Genomic DNA, 11102 nt, shown 5'->3' on the forward strand with positions numbered 1-11102 from the left:
GTTATAGCCGATAATATTATTAATATAAAAATATTATCGGCAAAGACCACTGACTGCAATAACATTGGTTTAATGTAAATTGCAGTACAGTGGTAACTTATTGCCATAACAATAAAAATAATCAAACATAACCCATCATCTGTAATAAACGCTGTGCCTGTTGTACGGCTTCCTGACGGTGAGCAACCCCCAGTTTTTGATATAAATTACGGATATGGGTTTTAATCGTAGTGGCCGCCACTTCCAGCTCACCGGCGATCTGTTCATTACTGTAGCCGGAGTAAATCAGCCCCAATACCTGCCATTCGCGCTGGGTTAGCGGGCTGGTACGGATCAGTTCTGGTACTTGCGGGTGAGTTAGCAGTTTATCGACAAATATCTCATCAAAATGGGCGAATTTATGCCGATGGTGCTGGTTAATATCCTTCAGTATTCGCTGAGCACGATGCTGTTCCAATTCCGGTAACGCGTTAAGTTGAATCAGTTGGCGCAACTGTTGTGCCATAGCTTCACCTTCAATCACGAAATGGCTGATAAAACCGGTGCGGTTAGCCAATGACAGTGATTCAATCAGCGCTTTCTGGGCCTCACTTTTACGTTCGGTTTGCCAGTAAAGGATATTACTTAACAACAGATTACGGTTAAGGTCACTGGTTAAACGAAGGCGGCGGGCATTTTCGTTCAGTTCGTCCAATACTACTTCGGCTTCATTAAAGCGCCCTAGCATGATCTGTATCCGCGCGATATTACGCCACTGCCCCTGTAAAAAGTGATTATCCGCCATCCCCGGTTTTTCTGCCTGGCGCAGCCAACTTGCGGCGGCGACTTTATCCCCGGTCATCTGCCAGTGAATAACCCGTGGCTTATCGGCATTGGTTATCCAGTCGAGATGATATTGGCTGCCGTGTTGCAGGGCCTCACAACGCTGAATATACATATTGGCGTTATCCAGGTCGCCACGCGCCAGTGAGCATTTTGCCAGCATCGCCAAACACTGCAATTGCTGTTGGGGTTGGTAATTGACCAGAATCTCAATACCTTTGCGTGCCGCTTCTTCCGCTTCATCCAACCGTGACCACGACCATAAAATTTGGGAGCGAATACGCAGCAGGAATTCATGCAACGGCAACTGCTCAAGATGTTGTTCATGAATTAAATCAAAGGCTTTATCTTGCGTTTCATAAGCGGCTTGCAAGAAACCTTGTGCAATCAGGATTTCACTCTGTTGTAGCAATGCCCATAAGGCATAGTGATAGGCTTCGTGGCGACGTGCCATTTGCTCGGTTTGCTGCATCATGGGCAGCGCACGGCTTAGCTCCCCTTTACAATGATGAACCTCACCAGTTACGGAGGTTGCCACAATACGGCTATAAAAGTTCGCCATCGGCAGATATTTCAGCGCATCAGTTGCCAGTTTTTCGGCTTCATCTGGCTTACCGTCATTGATAGCTACCTGAGCACGCAGGGCATCAAATTCAGCGCGTAAAATCTCATCAACAGGGATTTTGCGCTCTTGCATTGCCGATTCAGCGCGCTCGAGCAAGGTATTCACCTCACCATAACGGTGTTGGCTTTGCGCCAGCCAGGCTTGTAGCAGTGCCAGTTCTGGATTCTGCACCAATAAAGAGTAAGGCAGGGCGACCAGACATTGTTCCAGCAGCGCCAACTCACTGTGGTTAAACAGCGTCCAGGCATGTTGCAGCAAGATATCACGTAACATGCCAACATCACCTGCGGCCAATGCATGGTGGATTGCTTCAGCCGGGTAGCCCAGCGCCATCCAGCCTTCAGCGGCTGCGTGATGCAATTCCGGTAACTCCAACGCCAATTCCCACTGGCAGCGCTGGCGCAAGAAGGTGGCAAATAGCGGGTGGAAGCAGAACCATTCACCACTGTCATCCATACGATGAATAAATAACCCCTGGCGCTCCAACTCTTCCAGCCGTTGCTGACCGTTATCTTCCCCAGTCAGGCGCACAATCAGGGCATCATTCATGGAACGTAATACTGAGCAACGCAGCAGAAAAACGCGGGAATTGCTATCCACCTGATCTAATACTTCATCCACCAGATAGTCTGATAAATGGCTGGCATTTAACCCTGCCAGGCGTTTTGCCGATTTTTGCGCGGATGAGTTTGGCTGACGCGATGACAGTGCTATCAGTTGCAGCGCGGTGGCCCAGCCTTCAACTTCATCACACAAGCGGCTGCTATCACCTTGTTCCAGTGGCACTGACAGGCGGCAATCAAAAAATTGCTGTGCTTCCTGATGATTAAATGCCAGTTGCTGCATGCCTAATTCCAGCAACTGATCGCGCACCCGCAGGTTAGCAATTCCCAGCGGTGGCAAGGTGCGGGATAGCAGGATCAGCGTCATATTTTCCGGCTGGTGACGCAGAAAGAAGCGCACCGCTTCATGAACAGCGTCATTGGTAATCAGATGATAGTCATCGATGACCAGATAAAGCGGGCCATCCCAATCGGACAACTCGATAAATAATTGAGCAAACAGCGCTGAAAGGCTGGCGTATTGATGCTTTTGGCTAAGAGCTTCACTTTTACTGCAATGGCCGCCAGTCGCCAACTGTACCGCAGCAATCAGATAAGAGGCGAAACGCTCTGGTTGATTGTCACTTTCATCCAGTGAATACCACCCGAGATTGGATTGGTCGGCAGCCCATTGGGCGATCAACGTGGTCTTACCATAACCGGCTGGGCAATTGATCAAAGTCAGGCGATAGTTTGCTACACCTGATAACTTAACCAATAGACGGTCGCGTATCACGGTATTTTGCAGCCGTACCGGGCGGCTCAGTTTTGAGGGGATCAGCATGCTGTGTCCGGTTTAACCAATATCCGGTGAGAAGACGTCCTGGCGAGTGATATGTCCATTTGTAATGAAATGTTACAGGCATTCATAAGAGTAATTATTTTTAGCCTCGTAATTAATCAGCACTGCTAAGGTCTGATAACGGCCATGTTATTGCAATAGAGTTAATGTTTCATATGGCTGTAAGTTGCACCGGATCACAATTTTAGCTACGCCCTGCGACTCATCCCCAGCTAATCCCCCGGCAGGATGATGCCCTTGTCAGTTCTCATTGGCAGGATAAGGGTAAAATTACCCCACTCACAGGATAGAGACTCCCTATGTCACAGCCTACGCTTAAAAAGGACGATTTCCTGGCCGCACTGACCCGCCAGTGGCAGCGCTTTGGCCTAACCTCCGCTCAGCAAATGACTCAACACCAATGGTGGGAAGCTGTCAGCGCGGCGTTAGCCGAACAATTGGCGGCTCAGCCTGCACCAGGTAAAACCCAAAAAGTCCAACGGCATGTTAACTACATTTCAATGGAGTTTTTGATTGGTCGTTTAACGGCAAACAACCTGATTAATCTGGGTTGGTATGATCAAGTGGAGGCATTACTGGCCGAGCAGCAAATTAACCTGTGTGATTTGCTGGAGCAGGAGACTGACCCTGCATTGGGTAATGGCGGTCTTGGGCGTTTGGCGGCCTGTTTCCTTGATTCGATGGCAACCGTTGAGCAACCCGCCACCGGTTATGGTCTGAATTATCAATACGGTCTGTTCCGTCAATCTTTCAGTGAATGTAAACAACAGGAAGCCCCGGACAACTGGCAGCGCGAGAGTTATCCGTGGTTTCGCCATAATGCGGCGTTGGCGGTTGATGTCGGCTTTGCTGGCAAGTTAGAAAAACTCGCTGATGGCCGCCAGGTGTGGCGTCCGGCCTTCACCTTACGCGGTGAAGCTTGGGATTTACCGGTGCTGGGTTTTCGCAATGGTGTAACACAGCCGTTGCGCCTGTGGCAGGCGACTCATCAACATCCATTTGATTTAACTAATTTTAATGATGGGAAGTTCCTGCTGGCAGAACAAAATGGCGTTGAAGCAGAAAAACTGACCAAAGTATTGTATCCAAACGATAACCATCTGGCCGGCAAACGTCTGCGCCTGATGCAGCAATACTTCCAATGCGCCTGCTCGGTGGCGGATATTTTACGTAAGCATCATCTGGCTGGTCGTAAACTGGCTGAATTGCCTGACTATGAAGTTATTCAACTGAATGATACCCACCCGACTATCGCTATTCCTGAAATGCTGCGAGTACTGCTGGATGAGCATCAGCTAAGCTGGGATGCGGCGTGGGCGATCACCAGCAAAACCTTCGCCTATACCAACCACACGTTGATGCCTGAAGCACTTGAGTGTTGGGATGAAAAATTAGTGCGTAGTTTGTTGCCACGCCATTTTGTCATCATCAAGCAGATCAATGCGCAGTTTAAAAAGGTGGTGGATAAGCAATGGCCTGGGGATGAAGCGGTGTGGGCCAAGCTGGCGGTTCATCATAATAAGCAGGTGAGAATGGCCAATCTGTGTGTGGTCAGCGGCTTTGCCGTCAACGGCGTAGCGCAACTGCATTCTGATCTGGTTATCAAAGACTTATTCCCTGAATACTATCAATTATGGCCAAATAAATTCCATAATGTTACTAATGGTATTACGCCGCGCCGTTGGTTGAAGCAATGTAATCCGGCATTATCTGGCCTGATTGATGACACGCTGAAAGTGGAATGGGCGAATAATCTGGATGCATTAGCCGGGCTTGAGTCTTATGCCGAAGATAAGGCTTTTAGGGGCCGTTATCAGCAGATCAAATATGACAACAAAGTTAAGTTAGCTGAATACGTTAAGCGAACTATGGGGTTGGTGATTAATCCAGACGCCATCTTCGATGTGCAGATTAAGCGGTTGCATGAATATAAGCGTCAGCATTTGAATCTGTTACATATTCTGTCGCTCTACCGCCAGATCCGTGACAACCCGAATCTGGATATTGCGCCGCGTGTGTTCTTGTTTGGTGCCAAAGCTGCACCTGGTTATTATTTAGCTAAGAATATTATTTATGCGATCAATCAGGCCGCCGATAAGATCAACAATGATCCGATCGTCAAAGATCGCCTAAAAGTGGTCTTTATCCCCGATTATCGGGTTTCAGTCGCGGAATTGATGATTCCTGCGGCGGATGTATCGGAGCAGATTTCAACTGCCGGTAAAGAAGCCTCTGGCACTGGCAACATGAAACTGGCACTGAATGGTGCATTGACGGTGGGTACCCTTGATGGGGCTAACGTTGAAATTGCCGAGCAGGTGGGTGACGAGAATATCTTTATTTTCGGTAACACCGTGGAGCAGGTAAAAGCCATTTTGGCGAAAGGTTATAAGCCACAGAAGTATCTTAAAGCTGACGCGCACCTGAAAAGCATTCTGGATGAGCTGGCCAGTGGTGCGTTCAGCCAAGGTGATAAGCACGCATTTGACATGATGTTGCATAGCCTGTTGGAAGGGGGTGACCCTTATCTGGTATTGGCTGATTTTGCCTCATACTGTCAGGCACAGAAGCAAATTGATGCCCTGTACCGCGATAAGGATGAATGGACCCGCCGTACCATTCTTAACACTGCCCGGGTAGGGATGTTCAGTTCTGACCGTTCAATTCGTGATTACCAATCACGGATTTGGCAAGCCAAACGTTAAGGAGAAGACTGCATGGATCGTAAATCGCTCGATCAAGCAGCGACACTGGCAGGGATAGCCGCCAGCTACATTAATGCTCATGGTAAGCCGCAGGCTATTTTGCCGGAAACCAAGCAGCAGTTGTTGGCGGCCATGGGGCGCACCCAGGTGCCTCAGGACACCTCGACAGAAAATACACCACTACCGGTGGTGAAAGTATTTACTTTTGGTAGCCCAATGCAGTTACCAATGGCGGGTTCAGGCGATTATCACTGGCAATTGCAGACAGAAAAAGGTGAGTTGCACCAGGGGCGTATCAGTGCAAAAAAGACGCTGACATTGCCATCTTCTCTGCCGCAGGGTTATCACCGTTTGATTCTCGAACAAGGGTTACAGCAGTGGCAGTGTTCAATTATTGTGGCACCGAAACGTTGCTATGAGCCAGATGCGTTGCTGGCAGGGAAAAAGTTGTGGGGCGCTTGTGTACAGCTCTATACCCTGCGTTCCGAACGTAACTGGGGGATTGGTGATTTTGGTGATCTCAGCCAGATGTTGGAACAGGTGGGCGAGCGTGGTGGTGCCTTTATCGGTTTGAATCCGATTCATGCGCTGTATCCGGCTAATCCACAGAGTGCTAGCCCCTATAGCCCCTCTTCAAGACGCTGGCTGAATGTGGTTTATATCGACGTGAACCGCGTGGATGAGTTTCAGCACAGTGAAGCGGCGCAGCTCTGGTGGCATCAACCAGCAACACAACAGACGCTGGCTGAAATTCGGGCTAATGAGTGGGTTGATTATCCGCAGGTTATGCAACTGAAATTGATGGCGCTGCGTTTGGCCTTCCCGCTGTTTACTGCTCGTAAAGCAAAAGATGCGCGGATGCAGGCATTCCACCAGTTTGTGGAACAAGGCGGTCGTAGTCTGCATCAACAAGCAGCTTTTGATGCGCTACATGCTCATTTAAGTGCGCAAGACCCAATGATGTGGGGCTGGCCGGTGTGGCCAGAAAAATATCGTGATGGGCACAGCAGTGCTGTAGCTGATTTTTGCCGCGAATACGCGAGTGATGTGACCTTCTATCTATGGTTACAGTGGTTGGCCGCCACTCAGTTTGATAACTGTTTTCGCAACAGCCAGACACGAAAAATGCCGATTGGCTTGTACCGTGATTTAGCTGTTGGTGTGGCTGAAGGTGGCGCTGAAACCTGGTGTGACCGCGAGTTATATTGTCTGAAAGCCTCGGTAGGGGCTCCGCCTGATATTTTAGGGCCGCTGGGCCAGAACTGGGGGTTGCCACCAATGGACCCGCACGTCATGGTTGCGCGTGCCTACCAGCCTTTTATCGATTTGCTGCGCGCTAATATGACCAGTTGTGGCGCTCTGCGTATTGATCATGTGATGGCCTTATTGCGTCTGTGGTGGATTCCCTACGGGCAGACTGCCGCCCAGGGGGCTTATGTTAAATATCCGGTCGATGATCTATTGGCGATATTGGCGCTGGAAAGTCAGCGTCATCACTGCATGGTGATTGGCGAGGATTTAGGCACGGTACCGGTAGAAATTGTGGCTAAGCTGCGTGACAGCGGGGTGTATTCCTACAAGGTGCTCTATTTTGAGCATGACAGTGAGAATACCTTCCGTGCGCCACAATCTTATCCGGCACAGGCGATGGCCACCATTACGACCCATGATTTGCCGACCTTACGGGGCTATTGGCAAAGTGACGATCTGACGTTGGGGAATAAGCTGGGGTTATATCCAGACCAACAGATATTGAAGCAGCTTTATCTTGATCGGGAACGGGCCAAGCAAGGATTATTGGAAGGGTTACATCACTATGACTGTGTGCCAAAGAAGGTAGGCCATAAAGCGTCACTCCTCTCGATGAGCCCGGTCCTTAACCGAGGATTACAGCGTTATGTTGCCGACAGCGCCAGCGCATTACTGGGTTTGCAACCGGAAGATTGGTTGGATATGGCGACACCGGTAAATATTCCCGGAACCAGTGAGGAATATCCGAACTGGCGGCGTAAATTGACCTCGAGCTTGGAAGAGATGTTTGCTGACAGCCAGGTTAATCGTTTATTGAAGGATTTGGATAAGCGGCGCAAGAATGTGTCGGCGGGATGATAAGGGGAGGGAATCTCTCAGTAGGCTGCCAATAAAGTGCTCGTGGCGCAGAGAACAGGCAGATCGTAAAGACGCCGTCAATACGTCGATGTAGGCTCATGCCGCGCCATCCCTGGCGCGGACGCTTTACTCTTCTGCCTATCCTCACCGCTCCAGATTGAGTCATCTGGTTTTGTCAGCATTAAGAACAATATTATTCATTGGTGTTACAGCAAGGCAGCAAGCTAACACCGCTGTAGCACCAAGGGCGCAGGATAATGAGTAATAGCAATGCTCAATTATTAGCCAAAGTTATTAGCCAAAGTCATTGGTGTTACAGCAAGGCAGCAAGCGAAAACCGCTGTAGCACCAAGGGCGCAGGACAATGAGTAATAGCAATACTCAATTATTAGCCAAAGTTATTAGCCAAAGTCATTGGTGTTACAGCAAGGCAGCAAGCGAACAAATCCCGATGAGCTGACATTAGTCAGTGATTCGGGTGAGAGAGCGAAGCTAACACCGCTGTAGCACCAAGGGCGCAGGACAATGAGTAATAGCAATACTCAATTATTAGCTAAAGTTATTAGCCAAAGTCATTGGTGTTACAGCAAGGCAGCAAGCGAACAAATCCCGATGAGCTGACATCAGTCAGTGATTCGGGTGAGAGAGCGAAGCTAACACCGCTGTAGCACCAAGGGCGCAGGATAATTAGTAATAGGAATGCTCGCCGCGCTGATGCTCGGTCAAATCCCTCACGCCTTTCAATTCTGGGAATTTCTGCAACAGCTCTTTTTCGATGCCTTCTTTCAGTGTGACATCAACCATAGAACACCCGTTACAGCCACCGCCGAATTGCAGGATAGCCAATGCATCTGGTGTGATTTCCATCAATGTTACACGGCCACCATGCCCGGCCAGTTGCGGGTTAATCTGCGATTGCAGAACATATTCAACCCGCTCCATCAATGGTGCAGTATCATCAACTTTACGCATTTTGGCATTAGGCGCTTTCAGGGTAAGTTGAGAGCCTAGTTGGTCAGTGACGAAGTCGATTTCAGCGTCGTCCAAATAAGGCTTACTCATTTCATCAACATAGGCAGATAACTGCTCAAATTTCAGTACAGTATCTGTTGCTTCGACCGCATCCGGTGGGCAGTAAGACACGCCGCATTCAGCGGTGGGTGTTCCGGGGTTGATAACAAATACCCGGATTTGGGTGCCTTCTTCTTGATTTGCCAACAGTTTGGCAAAATGAGATTGTGCTGCGTCTGTTATTGTGATCATGGCATCTGCTCAATAGTTGACTATTCTTGTCGGTTATAATACGCCCATTGCTGGGGTGACTACAAGGTTCGGCAGATACACCACACCTGTAATGAGGCAATCCCCTCGGACCAGAGTAGATCGGCAATCTCATTCAGTGTACTGCCCGTTGTTACGACATCATCCAGCAGAGCAATATGTTGGCCGCGAAGAGACTGTGTACAACGAAATATCCCCCGCATATTTTTACGTCGCGCGGTAGCGTTCAATCGCTGCTGCGGTGGTGTAGCCCGTACTCGCTGTAACGTCATATTACTGTAGTGGCAGCCAAGCCAGTGTGCTAATGGCCGTGCTAACAGGTCTGTTTGGTTATAGCCGCGCCGCCAACAGCGCCTGCGGTGTAAAGGCACACTAATGATTCTTTCTGGCCTGATAACCTTACCCTGACGGTAGGCATCAAGCCAGCGTAACAATAATAAACGGGCCAGTACCGGAGCCAACGGTGTGACGCCGTTAAATTTGAACTTTTTTATCAGCCCGTTCAAGGGCGGAATATAATCACTGACAAAGGTCATACTCGCCCAGCGGGGTGGTGCGTTAAGGCAGCGGCCACAAGGTGACGCCGGGTTAGTGCAGGGCAAACCGCAGCAAGGGCAACAGGGCGGTAATTTAGGTAAATGCTGGTTGCAATAACAACAAATGCCATGCCTGGGATGATATAACCGCTGCCGGCATAGCCAACACTGGCTGACGATTGTTAGCATGTTTATCTTCCTTGATAAGTGATGTATGACGCGGCTAAGGCAACAGGATATTAACGTATGAAACAACTGTATTGGAACACCTGCGGTGAAGGTGATTGCGATCTTGTGCTGCTGCACGGATGGGGGCTGAACGCCGAAGTCTGGCATTGCATAATTGATAGACTCGCGCCGCATTTTCGTCTGCATTTGGTGGACCTCCCCGGTTATGGGCGCAGCAAAGATTTTGGTGCGATGCCACTGTCTGATATGGCGGCAATTGTCTTACAACAAGCACCACCGCGCGCCTTGTGGCTCGGTTGGTCGATGGGCGGGCTGGTGGCCAGTCAGATAGCCTTGACTCAGCCAGAGCGCGTGCGTGGGCTAATAACTGTCTCCTCCTCGCCATGTTTTACTGCGCATGATGAATGGCCGGGGATTCGGCCGGAAGTCTTGGCCGGTTTCCAGCAACAGTTAAGTGAGGATTTTCAGCGTACCGTTGAGCGTTTTCTGGCATTGCAAACTTTGGGGACGGAAAGTGCACGACAGGATGCCCGTTTATTGAAAGCGGTGGTGCTACAACACCAGATGCCAGAGGTGGAGGTGTTAATCGGCGGGCTAGACATTCTGCGTACTGCCGATTTACGACCCACACTGGCCAAATGCACTCTACCTTTGTTGCGCATTTATGGTTATCTGGATGGGCTGGTGCCGCGCAAAGTGGCTTCGTTATTAGATAGTGCCTGGCCGCAGAGTCAATCGGTGGTGATGAAGGGAGCAGCTCATGCCCCTTTTGTTTCTCATCCTGATGATTTTTCAAAATTACTTATCGATTTTTCAGCACATGTTGACGCTAAAATCACACTGGAATAGCTAACTGCCACAGATTTAAGGCCTTAGCACATAGAGATGAATGGAATTTAATGTGTAATTTAATGGCTAAATATTAAATCTGCTTAATAATTAAGAAGGTTCAAATTGGCGCATCCCCGCGCACTGGCATGGGGAGAGCCTTTTCTTTAGAGGTGTGGGCGGCCACTGCGCGTGGCGTCACATCAGCCAACTGTCTTTAATTAAATCAATTCATCTCTGTTTCTCTTACTGTTTTTATACGCATTAATCCTTCATTTGCGAGGTATTCGGTATGAATTTATTGAAAAATCTGGCTGTAGCTCTGGTCGTTACGGGGGTTTCTTTTGGCGCGATGGCGGCGAAAGAAATTACTAAAGAAGAAGCGAAGAATTACGAGAAGATTGGCACCATTACCACGTCGGGTCAGGCAACATCGCCGATGGATGTGAAAGAAGAGCTGTCGAAAATGGCGGATGAGAAAGGCGGTAAGTATTATGTGATCATCGCCGAGCGTGAAAAGAAGAAATTTGACGCTGATGCCGATGTTTATAAGTAATAAAAAGGCAGAGATGCCCATCGGGCATCTCTTTTTGTGACTTAATG

The 11102-nt window shown here is 49.2% G+C and carries 7 protein-coding genes and 1 pseudogene; 4 read left to right on the forward strand and 4 right to left on the reverse strand.

Annotated elements, in window-relative coordinates:
• Window positions 1-121 precede the first annotated feature (121 nt).
• Window positions 122-2833 carry an HTH-type transcriptional regulator MalT gene (gene malT / locus V2A85_RS18480; protein WP_083161255.1) on the reverse strand — a complete coding sequence of 904 codons (2712 nt, stop codon included), beginning with the start codon at window positions 2831-2833 and terminating at the stop codon, window positions 122-124.
• Window positions 2834-3150: 317 nt separating this feature from the next.
• Between malT and malP the strand changes: the two genes are divergently transcribed.
• Together malP and malQ are read left to right on the forward strand one after the other, a co-directional pair.
• Window positions 3151-5556, forward strand: coding sequence for a maltodextrin phosphorylase (gene malP, locus V2A85_RS18485; RefSeq protein ID WP_372560308.1), 2406 nt, complete (start codon window positions 3151-3153; stop codon window positions 5554-5556).
• Window positions 5557-5568: 12 nt separating this feature from the next.
• Entirely contained in the window at window positions 5569-7665 is a 2097-nt protein-coding gene (malQ, locus tag V2A85_RS18490) for a 4-alpha-glucanotransferase (RefSeq protein WP_420072058.1), read from the forward strand.
• A 21-nt stretch (window positions 7666-7686) separates the two neighbouring features.
• Here the strand turns inward: malQ and V2A85_RS18495 are convergent.
• The 3 genes and pseudogenes from V2A85_RS18495 to gntX form a co-directional block, all read right to left on the reverse strand.
• Window positions 7687-7755 (reverse strand): annotated as a pseudogene (locus tag V2A85_RS18495) (gluconate 5-dehydrogenase); the annotation flags it as partial.
• 597 nt (window positions 7756-8352) lie between these two features.
• Complete coding sequence (gene nfuA / locus V2A85_RS18500) at window positions 8353-8928, reverse strand: Fe-S biogenesis protein NfuA (protein WP_083161247.1); 576 nt, start codon at window positions 8926-8928, stop codon at window positions 8353-8355.
• 59 nt (window positions 8929-8987) lie between these two features.
• A complete protein-coding gene (gene gntX / locus V2A85_RS18505; RefSeq protein ID WP_420072059.1) occupies window positions 8988-9671 on the reverse strand; it encodes a DNA utilization protein GntX in 684 nt (227 codons plus the stop codon).
• 57 nt (window positions 9672-9728) lie between these two features.
• On the opposite strand from gntX, the gene bioH reads away from it, so the two are divergent.
• Both bioH and V2A85_RS18515 read left to right on the forward strand, forming a co-directional pair.
• Complete coding sequence (gene bioH, locus V2A85_RS18510; RefSeq protein WP_372560311.1) at window positions 9729-10520, forward strand: pimeloyl-ACP methyl ester esterase BioH; 792 nt, start codon at window positions 9729-9731, stop codon at window positions 10518-10520.
• A 271-nt stretch (window positions 10521-10791) separates the two neighbouring features.
• Complete coding sequence (locus V2A85_RS18515; protein WP_083161242.1) at window positions 10792-11055, forward strand: YdgH/BhsA/McbA-like domain containing protein; 264 nt, start codon at window positions 10792-10794, stop codon at window positions 11053-11055.
• The last annotated feature ends 47 nt before the right edge of the window (window positions 11056-11102 follow it).

This window comes from Yersinia sp. 1252 StPb PI, from assembly GCF_048593885.1.
Classification (GTDB): Bacteria; Pseudomonadota; Gammaproteobacteria; order Enterobacterales; family Enterobacteriaceae; genus Yersinia; species Yersinia enterocolitica_E.

Excerpts from the sequence above, each read along its gene's own strand:
- nfuA (WP_083161247.1), bottom strand. The coding sequence starts at position 8,928 with ATGATCACAATAACAGACGCAGCACAATCTCATTTTGCCAAACTGTTG.
- malT (WP_083161255.1), bottom strand. The coding sequence starts at position 2,833 with ATGCTGATCCCCTCAAAACTGAGCCGCCCGGTACGGCTGCAAAATACC.
- bioH (WP_372560311.1), top strand. The coding sequence starts at position 9,729 with ATGAAACAACTGTATTGGAACACCTGCGGTGAAGGTGATTGCGATCTT.
- gntX (WP_420072059.1), bottom strand. The coding sequence starts at position 9,671 with ATGCTAACAATCGTCAGCCAGTGTTGGCTATGCCGGCAGCGGTTATAT.
- malP (WP_372560308.1), top strand. The coding sequence starts at position 3,151 with ATGTCACAGCCTACGCTTAAAAAGGACGATTTCCTGGCCGCACTGACC.
- malQ (WP_420072058.1), top strand. The coding sequence starts at position 5,569 with ATGGATCGTAAATCGCTCGATCAAGCAGCGACACTGGCAGGGATAGCC.
- V2A85_RS18515 (WP_083161242.1), top strand. The coding sequence starts at position 10,792 with ATGAATTTATTGAAAAATCTGGCTGTAGCTCTGGTCGTTACGGGGGTT.